At 69.3% G+C, this 15,596-nt stretch carries 14 protein-coding genes and 6 tRNA genes; 12 read left to right on the plus strand and 8 right to left on the minus strand.

Annotated features, from left to right (window positions below):
- Positions 1 to 9: 9 nt before the first annotated feature.
- The 5 genes from ACFWXQ_RS14790 to ACFWXQ_RS14810 form a co-directional block, all read right to left on the minus strand.
- Positions 10 to 84, minus strand: a tRNA-Val gene (locus ACFWXQ_RS14790).
- A gap of 30 nt (positions 85 to 114) precedes the next feature.
- A tRNA-Val gene (locus ACFWXQ_RS14795) sits at positions 115 to 186 on the minus strand.
- Between the two features lie 36 nt (positions 187 to 222).
- Positions 223 to 294: transfer RNA gene (locus ACFWXQ_RS14800), tRNA-Val, on the minus strand.
- A gap of 1 nt (position 295) precedes the next feature.
- Positions 296 to 369, minus strand: a tRNA-Cys gene (locus ACFWXQ_RS14805).
- A 39-nt stretch (positions 370 to 408) separates the two neighbouring features.
- Positions 409 to 481, minus strand: a tRNA-Gly gene (locus ACFWXQ_RS14810).
- A gap of 156 nt (positions 482 to 637) precedes the next feature.
- Between ACFWXQ_RS14810 and ACFWXQ_RS14815 the strand changes: the two genes are divergently transcribed.
- Genes ACFWXQ_RS14815 through ACFWXQ_RS14825 form a run of 3 tightly spaced genes read left to right on the plus strand, consistent with a single transcriptional unit; the run spans position 638 to position 3,394 of the window.
- Entirely contained in the window at positions 638 to 1,693 is a 1,056-nt protein-coding gene (locus ACFWXQ_RS14815; protein WP_383937270.1) for a chorismate-binding protein, read from the plus strand.
- Entirely contained in the window at positions 1,690 to 2,511 is an 822-nt protein-coding gene (locus ACFWXQ_RS14820; RefSeq protein WP_386268269.1) for an aminotransferase class IV, read from the plus strand. Before ACFWXQ_RS14815 ends, ACFWXQ_RS14820 begins: the two co-directional genes overlap by 4 nt.
- Positions 2,512 to 2,569: 58 nt before the next feature.
- On the plus strand, positions 2,570 to 3,394 hold the full coding sequence (locus ACFWXQ_RS14825) for a GNAT family N-acetyltransferase (RefSeq protein ID WP_383957116.1): 825 nt from the start codon (positions 2,570 to 2,572) through the stop codon (positions 3,392 to 3,394).
- Positions 3,395 to 3,431: 37 nt separating this feature from the next.
- On the opposite strand, the gene ACFWXQ_RS14830 is transcribed toward ACFWXQ_RS14825, so the two are convergent.
- Positions 3,432 to 3,956 (minus strand): DsbA family protein, encoded by a 525-nt coding sequence (locus tag ACFWXQ_RS14830; protein WP_383957119.1) that lies wholly within the window; start codon positions 3,954 to 3,956, stop codon positions 3,432 to 3,434.
- Positions 3,957 to 4,199: 243 nt separating this feature from the next.
- On the opposite strand from ACFWXQ_RS14830, the gene ACFWXQ_RS14835 reads away from it, so the two are divergent.
- Both ACFWXQ_RS14835 and ACFWXQ_RS14840 read left to right on the plus strand, forming a co-directional pair.
- Positions 4,200 to 4,649, plus strand: coding sequence for a hypothetical protein (locus tag ACFWXQ_RS14835; protein WP_383388849.1), 450 nt, complete (start codon positions 4,200 to 4,202; stop codon positions 4,647 to 4,649).
- A gap of 165 nt (positions 4,650 to 4,814) precedes the next feature.
- Positions 4,815 to 4,967, plus strand: coding sequence for a hypothetical protein (locus ACFWXQ_RS14840; RefSeq protein ID WP_169802000.1), 153 nt, complete (start codon positions 4,815 to 4,817; stop codon positions 4,965 to 4,967).
- A 41-nt stretch (positions 4,968 to 5,008) separates the two neighbouring features.
- Here ACFWXQ_RS14840 and ACFWXQ_RS14845 read toward each other — a convergent pair whose 3' ends face one another.
- Both ACFWXQ_RS14845 and ACFWXQ_RS14850 read right to left on the minus strand, forming a co-directional pair.
- Positions 5,009 to 5,566 carry a CGNR zinc finger domain-containing protein gene (locus ACFWXQ_RS14845; RefSeq protein ID WP_359841050.1) on the minus strand — a complete coding sequence of 186 codons (558 nt, stop codon included), beginning with the start codon at positions 5,564 to 5,566 and terminating at the stop codon, positions 5,009 to 5,011.
- Positions 5,567 to 5,886: 320 nt separating this feature from the next.
- On the minus strand, positions 5,887 to 6,300 hold the full coding sequence (locus ACFWXQ_RS14850) for an SsgA family sporulation/cell division regulator (RefSeq protein ID WP_003959770.1): 414 nt from the start codon (positions 6,298 to 6,300) through the stop codon (positions 5,887 to 5,889).
- Between the two features lie 191 nt (positions 6,301 to 6,491).
- On the opposite strand from ACFWXQ_RS14850, the gene ACFWXQ_RS14855 reads away from it, so the two are divergent.
- From ACFWXQ_RS14855 to ACFWXQ_RS14885, 7 genes are all read left to right on the plus strand, one after another.
- Positions 6,492 to 6,926 carry a TIGR02611 family protein gene (locus ACFWXQ_RS14855; protein ID WP_383953692.1) on the plus strand — a complete coding sequence of 145 codons (435 nt, stop codon included), beginning with the start codon at positions 6,492 to 6,494 and terminating at the stop codon, positions 6,924 to 6,926.
- 69 nt (positions 6,927 to 6,995) lie between these two features.
- A tRNA-Val gene (locus ACFWXQ_RS14860) sits at positions 6,996 to 7,067 on the plus strand.
- Between the two features lie 1,852 nt (positions 7,068 to 8,919).
- Positions 8,920 to 10,209 (plus strand): ABC transporter substrate-binding protein, encoded by a 1,290-nt coding sequence (locus ACFWXQ_RS14865; RefSeq protein WP_383953694.1) that lies wholly within the window; start codon positions 8,920 to 8,922, stop codon positions 10,207 to 10,209.
- A complete protein-coding gene (locus ACFWXQ_RS14870; RefSeq protein WP_383953696.1) occupies positions 10,209 to 11,180 on the plus strand; it encodes a carbohydrate ABC transporter permease in 972 nt (323 codons plus the stop codon). Before ACFWXQ_RS14865 ends, ACFWXQ_RS14870 begins: the two co-directional genes overlap by 1 nt.
- Positions 11,177 to 12,085 carry a carbohydrate ABC transporter permease gene (locus ACFWXQ_RS14875; RefSeq protein ID WP_383953698.1) on the plus strand — a complete coding sequence of 303 codons (909 nt, stop codon included), beginning with the start codon at positions 11,177 to 11,179 and terminating at the stop codon, positions 12,083 to 12,085. The genes ACFWXQ_RS14870 and ACFWXQ_RS14875 overlap by 4 nt, the downstream gene beginning before the upstream one ends.
- 7 nt (positions 12,086 to 12,092) lie before the next feature.
- On the plus strand, positions 12,093 to 12,701 hold the full coding sequence (locus tag ACFWXQ_RS14880; RefSeq protein WP_383953700.1) for a hypothetical protein: 609 nt from the start codon (positions 12,093 to 12,095) through the stop codon (positions 12,699 to 12,701).
- Between the two features lie 137 nt (positions 12,702 to 12,838).
- Positions 12,839 to 15,586 (plus strand): Tat pathway signal sequence domain protein, encoded by a 2,748-nt coding sequence (locus ACFWXQ_RS14885; protein WP_383953702.1) that lies wholly within the window; start codon positions 12,839 to 12,841, stop codon positions 15,584 to 15,586.
- Positions 15,587 to 15,596 lie beyond the last annotated feature (10 nt).

The raw sequence follows: 15,596 nt of genomic DNA on the forward strand, positions 1-15,596 counted from the left end.
GGCTTCGGCTGGTGCGCGATACTGGGATTGAACCAGTGACCTCTTCCGTGTCAGGGAAGCGCTCTCCCGCTGAGCTAATCGCGCGGGTGGGACCTGCGGATGGTGCGTAGTGCGTGCGCGATACTGGGATTGAACCAGTGACCTCTTCCGTGTCAGGGAAGCGCTCTCCCGCTGAGCTAATCGCGCGGGATCGGATCTCGCCGAACGTACCGGAAGATCCAGTGGACGATACTGGGATTGAACCAGTGACCTCTTCCGTGTCAGGGAAGCGCTCTCCCGCTGAGCTAATCGTCCTTGGAGGTGGAGACGGGATTTGAACCCGTGTAGACGGCTTTGCAGGCCGTTGCCTCGCCTCTCGGCCACTCCACCAGGAGTGCGGGGGTTCGGGAAGATCCCCCACTTCCTGCGAGCGGACGACCAGGTTCGAACTGGCGACCTCAACCTTGGCAAGGTTGCGCTCTACCAACTGAGCTACGTCCGCTTGTCGTTTCCGGTTCGCGTGAGCGGCCCGGCGACGTGTTGAACTCTAGCGGATTCCGGGGCCAGCACAAAAACACGTTTGTGCAGCGTGCTGCGTTACGCCCGCTCCAGGGCACGGCCAGGGCACCCGCGGGTCACCCGCCATAGACTCACAGCCGTGCACGACCTCCCAGCTCTCGCCCGTTTCGGCAACATCGTCGCGACCGGTCTTCTCGATGTCACCGGCGACCCGGCGGCCCTGGACTCCAGTGGCTTCTGGGCCGTCAGCGCCGACTTCGAGGGGCGGCTCGTCTGTGCCCGTTTCGCGGACGTACGACGGGAGCCCGTCCCCTTGCCGGTGCCGGGGGAGTGGCGTGGCCCGGCGGTCGGTGACTGGACGTCGTCGCTCGACCGCGCCGCGTACATGGCGGGCGTGCGGCGCATACGTGAGCACATCGCGGCCGGTGACGTGTACCAGGCGAACCTCTGCCGGGTCCTGTCCGCGCCCGTCGCGCCGCACGCCGACGTGGACGCGCTGACCGCTCTGCTGGCGCGCGGCAACCCGGCACCGTATGCCGGAACGATTCGCCTGCCCGGCCACGACGTGGAGACAGCCACCGCGTCACCCGAGCTCTTCCTCCGGGTCAGCGGGACGGTGGTGGAGTCGGGCCCCATCAAGGGCACCGGGCGGACCGAGGCGGACCTGCTGGAGAAGGACCACGCCGAGAACGTGATGATCGTGGACCTGGTGCGCAACGACCTGGGCAGGGTGTGCGCCACGGGCAGCGTGACCGTGCCCGACCTGTGCGTGGTCGAGAAGCACCCGGGGCTGGTCCACCTCGTCTCCACCGTCCGCGGCGAACTGCGCGAGGGCGCGGGCTGGCCCGAACTGCTGGCCGCGGCCTTCCCGCCCGGCTCGGTGACCGGTGCGCCGAAGTCCAGCGCCCTGCGGATCATCGAGGCCCTGGAGACGGCGCCACGGGGCCCGTACTGCGGCGGCATCGGCTGGGTCGACGCGGACCGCGGCACCGGGGAGCTGGCCGTCGGTATCCGCACCTTCTGGATCGACCGGGCGGAGGGCGTGCTGCGCTTCGGTTCCGGCGCGGGCATCACCTGGGGTTCGGACCCCGAGCGCGAGTGGGAGGAGACCGAATTGAAAGCCGCGCGACTGCTCGCTGTAGCGTCGGGGGTGTACCCAGGGGCGTACGACGCAAGTGAAGGGACCCACAGGTGAAGCTCTGGCTCGACGGCCGGCTGCAGGACAGCGAGTCGGCCCGTGTCTCCGTCTTCGACCACGGGCTGACCGTGGGCGACGGCGTCTTCGAGACCGCGAAGACGGTGGACGGCCGTCCGTTCGCGCTCACCCGCCACCTCGACCGGCTGTCGCGCTCGGCGCTCGGCCTCGGGCTGCCCGAGCCCGACCACGACGAGGTGCGCCGGGCCTGTGCGGCCGTCCTGGAAGCCAACCCGATGCCGCTCGGCCGACTGCGGATCACGTACACCGGGGGCCACGGCCCGCTCGGCTCCGACCGTGGGGAGCACGGACCGACCCTGGTGGTCGCCCTCGGCGAGGCCAACCGGCGCCCGGACTCCACCGCCGTGATCACCGTGCCCTGGACCCGCAACGAGCGCGGCACGCTGACGGGCCTCAAGACGACCTCGTACGCCGAGAACGTCGTCGCCCTCGCCCGCGCGCGCGAACAGGACGCCTCCGAGGCGCTGTTCGCGAACACGGTCGGACAGCTCTGCGAGGGCACGGGCTCGAACGTCTTCGTCGTCCTCGACGGCGAGATCCACACCCCGCCGGTGGCCTCCGGCTGCCTTGCCGGCATCACCCGGGCCCTCACCGTCGAGTGGACGGGCGCCAGGGAGACCGACTTGCCGCTGGACGTCCTGGAACGGGCCGACGAGATCTTCCTGACCTCCTCGCTGCGCGATGTGCAGGCCGTGCACCGGGTCGACGGCCGTCAACTGCCGGGCGCGCCGGGCCCGGTGACCGCCAAGGCGATGCGGGTCTTCGACGAGCGCTCGGGCGACGACCTCGACCCCTGACGGGACCGGCGACCTTAAGCGGATGACGTAGGCCTCGCGGACGGGTACAACACCCCTGATGACCACGACCCTGCGGCCGACCGAGCCGCTTCAGCGCGACGCCGACGGAGCGCTGTCACGGCACTACACGGTGTGCGTGAACAGCCGTCCCGTCGGCGGGATACACCTCGCCGCCAACTCCCTCTCCGGGCCGTCCGTCGCCCGCATCCACGACCTCGGCATCGACGAACCGGACCGCGGACGTGGCCGCGGCACCGTGGCCGCGCTCGCCGCGGAGGAGGTGGCGCGCGGCTGGGGCTGTACGCGGATCGAGGCGTCGGTGCCGGCCACGGCCACGACCGCACTGAGGCTGGCCACGGCCCTCGGCTACCTGCTGCGCAACCGCCACATGGAGAAGCGGCTTGGCACCACACCGCCCGAACTGCCCGCGGGCAGCCTGGGACGCCCCATGGCGGAGGCCGAGTTCGGTCCCTGGGAGAAGCGGGCGAAGGATCAGTACGCCCGGGACTGGATCGCCCGCGGGGTGCCCGAGGCCGAGGCCCGCGCCAAGTCCGAGCGGGACCACGCCACTTCGCTGCCGGACGGGATCAGCAGCGAGGGCATGGACTTCAGCGTCCTGGAACACGAGGGGACGCCGGTCGGCGTGCTGTGGCTGGGCGCGCGCGACGGCTGGTCGTTCGTCTACGAGGTCGAGGCCGACGAGCGCCATCGCGGCCGGGGCCACGGCCGTTCGCTGATGCTCCTGGCGGAGAGACAGGCGATCGCCGCCGGAAACCCCGGCATCCGCCTGAACGTCTTCGACGGGAACGCCCCGGCCGAGCGGCTCTACGAATCACTCGGCTACGGGACGACCACTTACCACTTCTACAAGAACCTGCTGTAGCCGTACCTGTGCCTGTACGGGGGCACCGGCGCGGCGGTCAGGCCTTCTGCTCCGCCAGCAGCCGGTCCACGATCTCCTCGACGCGCTCGCGCAGCCCCTCCTGGCTCTTCCCGCCGTCGAGCCGCTCGCCGTCGATGACGTACGTCGGGATGCCGGTCACGCCGATGGCCTTGCCCTCGGCCTGGTCGGCGTCGACGATCAGGATGTGCCGGCCGTCGATGAGAGCGGTGTCGAACTCCTCGGCGTCCAGGCCGAGTTCCCGGGCCACTTCGACCAGGAAGCGTTCTCCCGCACGGTCCAGCTCCTGTACGCGCCCGAGCACCGCCTCGACGTACGGCCAGGCCTGCCCCTGTTCCGCGGCCTCCTCGGCGGCCTGGGCGGCGGCGAAGGCGTGCTTGTGCTTCTCCAGCGGGAAGTGCCGCAGCCGCAGCTCCAGCCGGTCGCCGTAGCGAGCGCGCAGCGCACGCAGGTCGTCCAGGGCGCTACGGCAGTCCGGGCACTGCAGTTCGCACCAGATGTCCAGGACGGGGGCGGCGGGGCGTGCGGGGGAGGAGTCGCTCATGGGCCCCAGTGTTCCAGTCGGGGCTCCCGCGTCCCAACCGGGACCTTCCGCCACCGGGACCCTCCGCCGCTGAGCGAACCCAGGACCACTCCTGGTCGCGTACGGGGGACCGGGCCCTGAGGAGGACCCGACCCGGAGATGTCCCTGAGGTCTGCCCGGACCATGGCATACCGGGCAGCGGGCGGTGCAGGATGGAAGGGACGAATCTGACCCTGCTCGCCCCAGCCATGTCTGGAGGACCGGATGATTGCCGAGACCGTCTGTTCCGCTGTCGCCGCGGCCGGCCTGGGCATCGCCGCGGTCACCGCGTACCGCAAGCGTTTCCTCATGGCGGTCCGCCTCACCGCGTACTCGCTGGTCCCCCTCGGTCTGGTGATGACCGGGGCCGTCGAATGGGCGGCGGAGACCGCCTTCAGCCCGATGGCGTGGGCGGGCTTCGGAGTGCTCGGCGGGGCCTGGCTGCTGTTCATGACCTCGCGAGCCGTGGAGCGGCGCACCGGCGGGACCCGCAAGGAGCGCAAGGCCGCCCGGGCCGCACAGCGCGAGGCGGTGGCCCCCGCGGCCTCGGCCCCCTCGCTGGGCGCGGCACCGGCCACCCGCCAGACGGCCCGCCCCGCCGCGAAGCCCCGCAAGGCCGAGCAGGGAGAGGACTTCAGCGACATCGAGGCCATCCTGAAGAAGCACGGCATATGACGCTCTGAAACGACACAGTGACGCGGGCCGTGCCGTGAGTGTTCGCGTGGGGCAGGCACCTATCCCAGATCGTGGACCGCTGTGTCACGGATTTCGGCTAACTCCCCCATAATCCGGGCGTGTTGATCGCGTAGGGCCAGTCCGCTGCGCCATCATCGCCGCGAGATGCTGGACACAACACAGAGCGACACCGCTGCCCCTTCCGAGGAGCCGCGGGGTTGTCTCTTCGCGCTTTCCCAGCCACCGCTGATGATCTTCCTTGCGGTGATCGGCTGTCTGCTGCTCATGGCTTCGCTGCACGATCTGCTGCTGCTCTGAGCCGTACGCGGAGTCCCTGGCGCCACCCGCCGAGGACTCCGTCAGCCCGCCGCCTCCTTGCGACGCGCCCGGTAGGCGGCCACATGCAGACGGTTTCCGCAGGTGCGGCTGTCGCAGTAGCGGCGGGAGCGGTTGCGGGAGAGGTCGACGAAGGCGCGCCTGCAGTCCGGTGCCTCGCAGCGGCGCAGCCGCTCCTGTTCGCCGGCCACCACGAAGAACGCCAGGGCCATGCCGCCGTCGGCGGCGAGATGGTCGGCGACGGACGCGCCCGGCGCGAAGTAGTGCACGTGCCAGTCGTAGCCGTCGTGATCGGTGAGGCGCGGAGTGGTGCCCGCGGCGGCGACCAGCTCGTTGATGAGCGTGGCGGCGGCACGGGGATCCGAGGCCGCGAAGATCCCGGCGAATCGCGCGCGGATCTTGCGGACCGCCGAGAGATCGAGCTCGGACAGGGTTCCGACATCGCTGATGTCGTGGTTTCGTACGAAATCGTGCAGGGCTGGGAGGTTCGCGAGCCCGTCCGCCGTGTCGTCCTCCGGTGCGGTGTTCACCAGATCTACCACGGCGTCGAGGGCGCACCGGGTGTCGTGGGTGATCAACACATTTCGCTCCCTGGCCTGGGGGTCGGGCAGCTGCCCGCCGATGCTGGCCGATGCTAGCCGCTTACCGCCCCGGGGGACCGGCTCCGTCCCGGCGGACGGATCCCGGGCACGGGCCGAAGGCGTCCACGGGACCGTCGCAGGCACGTACGAGGTCGCAGGCAGCGGGACCGTCACAGGCACGCACAAAGGCGCATGCACAGGCGCCGCCACCATGGAACGTCCAGGGTGGCGGCGCCTGTGCATGCGCCATATGCGGTTGTCTGAGCCCGAGCCGTCTCCCCGAGTGGACGGCGCCGGGCGGCTTGGTGCGGAGTCCCGCCCTAGCTTTCGGCCAGGATGTGCGAGAGCTCCGTGTCGAGATCGAAGTGCCGGTGTTCCGTGCCGGGGGGCACGGCGGCATCTGTTCGCTTCAGGAACGACTCCAGGGCCCGCGCCGGGGCCTCGAGCAGGGCCTCTCCCTCCGGAGAGCTCAGGGCGATGCACACGACGCCCTGACCGTGGCTGCGCGACGGCCAGACGCGGACGTCGCCGGTGCCGGTGGGCCGGTGCAGGCCCTCGGCCAGAAGGTCGCGGGCGAACACCCACTCGACGGTCTCTTCGGCTCCGGTGTGGAAGGTGGCGTGCACGGCGTAGGGATCGGCCGTGTCATACCGCAGTCCTGCGGGAACAGGCAGTGAGGACTCGCTCGACACAACGAGGCGCAGGTGCAGCTCGCAGCTGACCGTGGTGTTCATAAGCGCCAGGGCCTTTCGCTCAGTGTGCGCTCGGGGATTCGCACGTCGGCGAAATCGACATGCCACCTACGGTGCCGTTGTAAACCCCTCTGAGTGTTTTGCGTGTCTTTAGGTACCTCATCCGGCCGAGTGCTCGTTCGCGGAGTACCTCCATTCCGGTGACCGGTTTCCGTCGGGTAGGGTTTGGCCGTATGAATACGGGGAGTGACGAAACGGGGGAGGCCGTCGCGGCGGCCGAAGGAACGAAGAGCGAGCCGGCGCTCGGATCCCGTGCGCCGGAATTCATCAAGGCACGACGGGCGCTGCACCTGAGCTGGCAGGTGGGCGTGTTCATCGTGGGTCTCGCGGTCGTCGTGGCCGGCGTGATCATGCTGCCGTTGCCCGGACCGGGCTGGCTGGTGATCTTCGGTGGCATGGCGATCTGGGCGACCGAGTTCGTCTGGGCCCAGCTCGTGCTCCGCTGGACGAAGCGCAAGGTCACCGAGGCCACGCAGAAGGCCCTCGATCCCAAGGTGCGGCGCCGCAACATCATCCTGACGACCATCGGGCTGGTGATCATCGCGGTGCTGGTCGGGATCTACGTCTGGAAGTTCGGCTTCGAGATGCCGTGGAAGATCAAGGAGTAGCAGCCCTCCGCACCCTTCGAAGGCGGTCGGAGGCACCCCCTGACATGGGGTAATCTTCTCCGTGCGCCCGGGCGATTAGCTCAGCGGGAGAGCGCTTCGTTCACACCGAAGAGGTCACTGGTTCGATCCCAGTATCGCCCACCGTACCGATTGGCGGCCGGGTCCACGTACTCCGTGGCCCCGACCGCCAATCGCCGTTTCCGCCCGCGCTCGCAGCGGCCCGAGGGGCCCACTGCCCGCACTCCAGGCCTGGGTCCGACCGAAGCGAACGTTCCGGTATCCGGTATCCCGTCTCCGGTAGGTGATGGCTGGCCGGAGCGGGCGCCGTTCCGCCGTTTCCCACGGGCGGCCGCGTACGGGGATTCCTCGCGGCGAACGCGTGCCCGGGTCCCCGCAGCGGACACTGGCCGGCGCCTTTCGGGGAGGGTGCCCGCCTGCGATTCCGCGAAGCGAACGCCAGCCCTGGGCTCTCTGGCGAGGGCGCCCCGCAATAGCTTCGCGGCGAGAGCGCCCGGCCGTAGCTTTGCGGAGCGACGCTGAGTCTGGGTTTCGCGGAGGTGCCCCGCTGCAGCTTCGCGGAGTGATGCTGGGCCCGGGCTTCCGAGAGCGGATGCCTGGCCGCGACGCCGCGGGGTGCATGCCTGGCTGTGGTTCTGCGGAGCGGATGCTGGGTCGTCCGGGGCCTCCCGGCGTCGGTGCTGAGCTCGGGTCTCCTGGAGGGCGTGCTTGGCGAGGTTTTGTGGGGTGAAGGCTGGACCTGGGCCTCCCCGTTCCGGGGCCGAGGCCGGGCCTTCCAGCGGGGTTTGAGCAGGCACGTTGGTCAGTGGGGGCGGCTTGTGTGGTCTTTCGGGTGCCGGTTCGTTGTGGCTGGTCGCGCAGTTCCCCGCGCCCCTGATGGGGCTTGGTGTGGGGCGGGTTGCCAGGAGTGGGCGCTGGCCCGGGTTTCTCGATCCGGACGCTCGGCTGTGGTTCTGAGGAGCGGATGCCGAGCCCTGGGCCTCCCGGTATCGGCGCCGAGCTCGGGCCCGCGGAAGGGGTGCGTGGGCGAGGTTTCGTGGAGCGGACCCTGGTCCGGGCCTCACGGTGCCGACGCTCAGCTGTGGTTCTCAGGAGGGGGTGCTGAGCCTCCCGGTGCCGGCGCCGCGCTCGGGCCTCCCGGAGCGGACGCCAGCCCCGGGCTCCCCGACAAGGGCGCCAGCCTGCGGTTTCACGGCGTGGGTGCTGGGTCTGGGCCCCTCCGGATGGACGCGCGGTCGTATTTCCCGAGGGCCGGACACCCGGTCGACGTTCCCCGGAGCGGATGGCTGTCCAGGACTCCCGGGAAGCGGCAGGTGCAAGACCGCGTGTCCCACGGCCAGCCACCGCGAAAGCCCCACCCCCGGCGCACTATCCCAAGCGGCCCCAACCACCCCCGCCCCCTACACACCCCCTCCTGACAACCCGCCCCACACCAGGCCCCTTCAGGGGCGCGGGGAACTGCGCGACCAGCCACAAGGAACCGGCACCCGAAAGACCACACAAGCCGCCCCCACTGACCAACGTGCCTGCTCAAACCCACCGCCCCCGCAACAGCCCTCCCCAGCAGCTTCCCCCCCGCAGCCTCCCGATTGCCCCGGGTGTCCGCGCCCCCCCCGGCAGGCCGCCAGCCACATTCACCGACGCCGCCCCCACCGACGCCGCCCCCACAGCAGCCCCCCGACACCCACCCCCCCCAACTCCCCACCCCACCCCACCCCACCATTCACCCCACCCCCTCCCGAATCCAGCCCGCCAACCCCCGTTCGACCGCCCGACCAAGCCCACCCCACCTGCACACTCACCCAACACCCCCGCCGAATCACCCCAGTTCAGGCCGTCGCGCCAGCGACCCCGTTCACACCGATTCCTGTCCGAATCATTGACGCCCGCCAAGACCCTCCGTACCTTGTGCCAGCAAGCGCTTACTTGAAACGATTCATGGCAGCGGACAGCTACGTCGCGGGGAGGCCCGACTGTGGGAGACAACGGGAGTGTTGAGAGGCGGACGGTCCTCAAGGCGGCCGGCGCGTCGCTGGCCACGCTGGGGCTGGCCACGACGACGGCCTGCGGGGGAGACAGCGGCGGATCGGGAGACGGAACCGTCGAGATCCGCTTCGCCTGGTGGGGCGCGGAGGAGCGGGCCAAGCGCATCAACCAGACCATCGCGCTCTTCGAGAAGAAGTACCCGAAGATCAAGGTGAAGACGGACTTCCAGGATTACGTGGCCTTTTGGGAGAAGTTCCAGACCCAGGCCGCGGGTGGAAATCCACCGGACGTATTCCAGAACGCTGTCGCATTCCTGCGGAAGTACGACAAGAGAAGTGTTCTCCTCGATCTCAAGTCCCAAGTGGACGCCGGAAATCTGAGTCTCGAGAACTTCCGCGCCGGAGTCGAGAAGGTCGGCGAGGTGGACGGAAAGCTGCTCGGCATACCCGTCGGCTCCAACACCATGTCGTTGGTCATTGACGAGAAGGTCTTCGAAAAGGCGGGCATCAAGCCCGAGCAGGGCTGGACCTGGGACGAGTACTTCGACGCCCTCGAAAAGATCCGCAACAAGCAGAAGGTGTCCGGCGACACCGGCTACTTCGGGATCATGTACCTCTACGACCTCTATCTGCGCCAGAACGGCAAGGCGTTCTTCACCGAGGACGGACTCGGCTTCGAGGAGACCGACCTGACGGAGTGGTGGACGGACGCCTACAACCGCGTCAAGGCCGGGATCATCACCGACCCGAAGAAGATCGAGCAGCTCAAGCCCAAGTCGGCGCTGGCCTCGGGCGACGGCGCGTCCGAGTTCACCTGGGACAACTTCACGGTGCGCTACACCACGGAGGGCGACAGCACGTACGGGCTCGCGCCGATCCCGACCACCGACGGCAAGGAGACCGGCCAGTACCTCTCCTCGCTCATGCTGAGCGGCTCCGCCCGGACCAAGCACCCGAAGGAGGTCGCGCAGTTCATCGACTTCATGGTGCACGACCCCGAGGTCGGCAAGATCATGGGCTACGACCGCGGCATCCTCGCCAGCACCGAGCAGTTCGACGCGTACAAGCCGACCGACGCCCCCAACAAGGCGATCGCCCAGTACGAGGAGGACGTCGCCGCGGCCGGGGTCCTCGGGGCCATCACCCCGCACCCGGCGGGCGCCGACACCGTCGAAGCGGCCTTCCTGCGCATCGCCGCCGACATGTCCCAGGGCAAGACCAAGGTCTCCGACGCGGTGAAGCAGTTCTTGTCCGAGGCCGAGTCCGCGCTCGCCGCCTGATGGGAACCGCAGTGACGACGCTCATCAAGGACTCTCCGCCGGACGCCCCGGAGAAGCGTCCCGGTCGCCCGGCCGCCGTCAGGCGGCGGGGCCGCCGGGAGAATCTGGCCGGCTACCTCTTCATGTCCCCGTGGATCGCGGGCTTTCTGCTGCTGACCGCGGGGCCGATGGCCGCCTCGCTCTATTTCGCGTTCACCGACTACAACCTCTTCGACACCCCGCAGTGGATCGGCTTCGACAACTTCACCAGGATGTTCGACGATCCACGGTGGCAGAAGTCGGTCGAGGTGACGGCGAAGTACGTCGTCATCGGTACGCCCCTGAAGCTGCTGCTCGCGCTCGGAGTCGCCCTGCTGCTCGCGCAGAGCCGGCGGGGCCAGGCCTTCTACCGGGCGGCCTTCTACGCCCCGTCGCTGATCGGCGCGAGCGTGTCCGTCGGCTTCGTGTGGCGCGCGCTCTTCTCCGACGACGCCGTCGTGGACCGTACGCAGTCGTTCTTCGGCTGGGACGTGGGCGGCTGGGTCGGGGACCCGGACTGGGTGCTCTACAGCCTGGTGGCGCTCACCGTCTGGCAGTTCGGGGCGCCCATGGTGATCTTCCTCGCCGGGCTCAAGCAGGTGCCCAAGGAGCTGTACGAGGCGGCCGAGGTGGACGGCGCCGGACCGTTCAAGCGGTTCTGGAGCATCACCCTGCCGATGATCTCGCCGGTGCTGTTCTTCAACGTGCTGCTGGAGACCATCCACTCGTTCCAGATCTTCGGCTCGGCGTACGTCGTCTCCAACACCAGCTGCGGACCGGCCGACTCCACGCTCGTCTACACCTGCTACCTGTACCAGAAGGGCTTCAAGGAGGCCCAGATGGGCTTCGCCTCCGCCATGGCCTGGATGCTGCTGCTCGCCGTGGCGCTGGTGACGGCGGTCCTCTTCTGGTCCCAGAAGCGGTGGGTGCACTACGAGGAGGCCTCCCGATGAGCACCACCACGACCCCGAACCCGACGACGGCCACGACCTCGACCGGCCCGCGCAAGTCGCTGGACCTCGGGCGGAAGCGGGCCGGGTCGCTCGCCTGGCACCTCGGTGCCCTGCTGGTCCTCGCGGTCGTCCTCTACCCCGTCATCTGGGTCCTCGGCGCCTCGTTCAAGCCCAGCCGGGAGATCATCGGCAGCCTGGAGCTCTTCCCGACCAGCCCGATCCTCCAGAACTTCAAGGGGCTCGCCGACGGCATCGCGGACATCTCGATCGCCACGTTCTTCGAGAACTCCCTCTTCTACGCACTCGGCTCCGTCGTCGGCATCCTGATCTCCTGCTCGCTGACGGCGTACGCCTTCGCCCGCATCCGGTTCGCCGGGCGCAATCTGATGTTCTCGCTGATGATCGGCACCCTGCTGCTGCCGTACCACGTGCTGCTCATCCCGCAGTACGTGATGTTCCAGAAGATGGAACTCATCAACACCTATGTACCGCTGCTGATCGGCAAGTACCTGGCCACCGAGGCGTTCTTCGTCTTCCTCATGGTGCAGTTCATGCGGAACCTGCCGAAGGAACTGGACGAGGCGGCGCGGCTCGACGGCTGCGGGCATCTGCGGATCTACTGGTCGATCGTGCTGCCGCTCTGCCGTCCGGCGCTCATCACCAGCGCGATCTTCACCTTCATCAACGCCTGGAACGACTTCATGGGCCCGCTGATCTACCTCAACGAGCCCGGCAAGTACACCGTCTCGCTGGGCATGATGATGTTCCGCGACCAGGAGGGCGTCGCCAACTACGGCGGCATGATCGCCATGTCGCTGGTGGCGCTGCTGCCCGTGCTGGCCTTCTTCCTCGCCTTCCAGCGGTACCTGATCGACGGCATGGCGACCTCCGGGCTGAAGGGCTGAGCCGGTCATGACCCAGACGCGCACGAAGGCTCGTACGGCCGCCGCTCCCAGGCATGAATCGGCCTTCGCCGAGCGGTTCGCGCTGTTCGCCGAGTGTCTGCTCACCGGGGTGTGGATCGCGGTGGCCTCGCTGCCGGTGGTCACCTATCCCGCCGCGTTCGCCGCCGGGTCCCGGCATCTTCGACGGCGTACGGCCCATCTGGGCGGCGGCTGGCGGGAGTTCGTCGCGGACTACCGGTCGGCCCTGCGCGGCGGGTGGATCGCGGGACTCGCCGGGTGGGCCGCGGCCCTCGCGGTGTGGGTCGACGTCCAGGCCGTGCGCGCCGGGATTCCGGGCGGCCCGGTCGTCGGGGCCGTCGGTCTGTTCGCCCTGATCGGGCTGGTCGTCGCCGGGCTGCGCGCGGCGGCGGTCTGGGAGCCCGGCGCGTCCTGGCGGGAGCTGCTCGGGGCCGCAGGGCGCCGTACCGTCCTCGACCCCGCCGGGTCGTTCCTGCTGGTCGGCGGGGTGGCCGTGGTGGCCTGCTCCGCCTGGTTCATCCTGCCGCTGGCGGTCCCCGTGCTCGGGGCCGTCGCGGCGGCGGCCCTCGCCGTGGAGGAGCGCGGCCGGCACCGCTGACCCAACCGTTCAACAGCACCCATCACGCGTAGACGTACACAGGGTCGGCGTCCGGCGCCGCGCCTCTGTCTGTCATGCCCCTGACTACATGTGACTGCCCCTGACTTCCCCGCACGGAAAGGAAAGGCTGAATTCTGATGGCTTCCATCCCTCGTAGATCCCTCCTCAAGGCAGCCGCCGTCGCCGGAGCCGCCGCCCAGTTCAGCTGGGCCCTGGGCGCCCAGGAAGCGCAGGCCGCGCCGGGAGCCGAGGCCGCCGACGCGGACCCCGTGACCCTGGACTGGCTGGAGGACGGCGGCCTCGGCGCCGCCCCCGGCTCCACCGTGGGCGTGCCCTGGCCGAAGGGCGCGTACGAGAAGGAGCAGACGTTCGCGCTGACCGACGGCGACGGCAAGGAGGTGCCCGTCCAGTCCTGGCCGATCGGCTACTGGCCGGACGGTTCGCTGAAGTGGACGGCACACGCGGTGGGGCCGGGCGCTGGGAGCGGCAAGCTCACGCTCGCCGCGGGGTCGCCCGCCGCCCCGGCGAAGAAGGTGACCGTCGACAAGCGCGGCGGTTCCATCGACGTGTCGACCGGTGTCATCACCGCCAGGATCGGCAAGAGCGGCTCCACGCTGGTGAAGTCCGTGCTGCGCGGCTCGACGGAGATCGCCAAGGACGGCCGTCTCGTGCTGCTGCGGCAGCCCGAGATCGAGGACGGCGACCAGGGCGCGGAGAAGTACGAGCGGTTCGAGAGCGTCATCGCGGAGGTGGAGGTCGAGCAGGACGGGCCCGTCCGTGCCGTGGTCCGTATCGACGGCAAGCACCGCAAGGGCAGCCGGAGTTGGCTGCCCTTCTCGGTCAGGCTCTACTTCTACGCGGGCGCCGAGTCGTTCCGCATGGTGCACACGATCACCTTCGACGGCACCCAGGAGCCCGGAAAGGCCAGCGGTGACTTCATCCGCGGTATCGGCGTCCGGTTCAAGGTGCCGATGCGCGACGCCGCGTACGACCGGCACATCCGTATCGGGGGTGAGGGTACGGGTCTGCTGCGCGAGGCCGTCAAGGGTGTCACCGGTCTGCGCCGGGACCCGGGGGCGGCCGTGCGCACGGCCCAGTTCGAGGGCAAGAAGCTGCCCGACCCGTCGACCTGGGACCAGCGGGTGACGACTCGCCTCCAGTACATCCCCGAGTGGGGCGACTACACCCTCTCCCAGCTCTCCGCGGACGGCTTCGGCGTGCGCAAGCGCACCAAGAAGGGCCACGGCTGGATCCCCGCGGGCGGTGGCCGGCGGGCCAGCGGCTTCGGGTACGTGGGCGGCGCGAGCGGTGGATTCTCCTTCGGGCTGCGGGAATTCTGGGAGAAGTTCCCCGCCCAGCTCGACATCCGCGACGCCCAGACCGACGAGGCCGAGGTCACCATGTGGCTCTGGTCGCCCGAGGCGCAGCCCATGGACCTGCGCTTCTACCACGACGGCATGGGCCAGGACACGTACCCCGAACAGCTCGAAGGCCTCAACATCACCTACGAGGACTACGAGCCCGAGTTCGGCACGCCCTACGGCATCGCCCGTACCAGCGAACTCCTCTTCTGGGCCCACGAGTCGACGCCGAGCGCCGAGGCGATGGCCGAGGAGGTGGCGGCCGTCCGCACCCCGGCGCAGCTCGTCGCCCCGCCCCAACACCTCATCAAGGCGGGCGTGTTCGGGAAGCTGTTCTCCGCGCCGGACCGCTCCACCGCCGCCAAGGCGAAGATCGAGGACCACCTCGACTTCCTCTTCACCTATTACAAGGACCAGGTGGAGATGCGTCGTTGGTACGGCTTCTGGGACTACGGCGACATCATGCACTCGTACGACCCGAGCCGGCACCAGTGGTGCTACGACGTCGGCGGCTACGCCTGGGACAACTCCGAGCTCTCGCCCGACCTCTGGCTCTGGTTCGCGTACATGCGCTCGGGCCGCGCCGACATCTTCCGGTTCGCCGAAGCCATGACCCGGCACACCGGCGAGGTCGACGTCTACCACCTCGGCAAGTGGGCGGGCCTGGGGACCCGGCACGGCGTCCAGCACTACGCCGACAGCGCCAAGCAGCAGCGCATCGCCAACACGACCTACCGGCGCTACTACTACTTCCTCACCGCGGACGAACGCGTCGGCGACCTCATGCACGCCAACGTCGACTCCGACGAGACGTTCCTCGTCCTCGACCCCATCCGCAAGATCCGCACCGAGCCGTACGAGCCGGACCGCAACGCGCTCTCCATCGGCTTCGGCACCGACTGGAGCGGTCTTGTCTCGGCCTGGCTCACCGAGTGGGAGCGGCGCGGGCCCAAGTGGGAGAAGGCGAAGGCGCGGGTTCTGTCGACGATGGAGACCATCGCCGCCCAGCCCAACGGGTTCGTCCAGGGCAGCGCCCTGTACGACCTGGACACCGGGAGGTTCACCGTGGCGGACAAGGCCGTGGTCGGGGTTTCGCATCTGTCCGCGATGTTCGGGCTCGTCGAGTTGAACGCCGAGTTGATCGACCAGATCGACATGCCGGAGTTCAAGGAGGTGTGGCTCGACTACTGCCGCTACTTCAACGCGACCAAGGCCGAGCAGAGGGCCCGCTACGGCTCCGACTTCGGCTCGCTGCTGCTCTTCCAGGGGCACGCGCGGCAAGACGCGTACGCCGCCGTCCAGTTGGGCGACGACGCGCTGGCCGCGCGGGCGTGGCGGCAGTTCTACAACAGTGCCGACGCCTGGGACTACAAGGAGTCGACGGACTGGTCCACGCAGGAGGTCGACGGGCCGACCGGCTTGGTTTCGGGCCGTGAGGCTTCGTGGGTTTCGACCAACACGACGGCGTTGTACGGGTTGGCGGCTATTCAGAATCTGGCGTTGGTGGGCGACAAGATGGGGTGACGCTCCGCCG

Source organism: Streptomyces sp. NPDC058697, from assembly GCF_042715345.1.
Lineage (GTDB): Bacteria > Actinomycetota > Actinomycetes > Streptomycetales > Streptomycetaceae > Streptomyces > Streptomyces liliifuscus.

Bases quoted from the DNA above. Each gene is read 5' to 3' on its own strand.
- ACFWXQ_RS14850 (WP_003959770.1), bottom strand. From the start codon at position 6,300: ATGAACACCACGGTCAGCTGCGAGCTGCACCTGCGCCTCGTTGTGTCG.
- ACFWXQ_RS14870 (WP_383953696.1), top strand. From the start codon at position 10,209: ATGGGAACCGCAGTGACGACGCTCATCAAGGACTCTCCGCCGGACGCC.
- ACFWXQ_RS14875 (WP_383953698.1), top strand. From the start codon at position 11,177: ATGAGCACCACCACGACCCCGAACCCGACGACGGCCACGACCTCGACC.
- ACFWXQ_RS14885 (WP_383953702.1), top strand. From the start codon at position 12,839: ATGGCTTCCATCCCTCGTAGATCCCTCCTCAAGGCAGCCGCCGTCGCC.
- ACFWXQ_RS14825 (WP_383957116.1), top strand. From the start codon at position 2,570: ATGACCACGACCCTGCGGCCGACCGAGCCGCTTCAGCGCGACGCCGAC.
- ACFWXQ_RS14840 (WP_169802000.1), top strand. From the start codon at position 4,815: ATGCTGGACACAACACAGAGCGACACCGCTGCCCCTTCCGAGGAGCCG.
- ACFWXQ_RS14880 (WP_383953700.1), top strand. From the start codon at position 12,093: ATGACCCAGACGCGCACGAAGGCTCGTACGGCCGCCGCTCCCAGGCAT.
- ACFWXQ_RS14830 (WP_383957119.1), bottom strand. From the start codon at position 3,956: ATGAGCGACTCCTCCCCCGCACGCCCCGCCGCCCCCGTCCTGGACATC.
- ACFWXQ_RS14835 (WP_383388849.1), top strand. From the start codon at position 4,200: ATGATTGCCGAGACCGTCTGTTCCGCTGTCGCCGCGGCCGGCCTGGGC.
- ACFWXQ_RS14855 (WP_383953692.1), top strand. From the start codon at position 6,492: ATGAATACGGGGAGTGACGAAACGGGGGAGGCCGTCGCGGCGGCCGAA.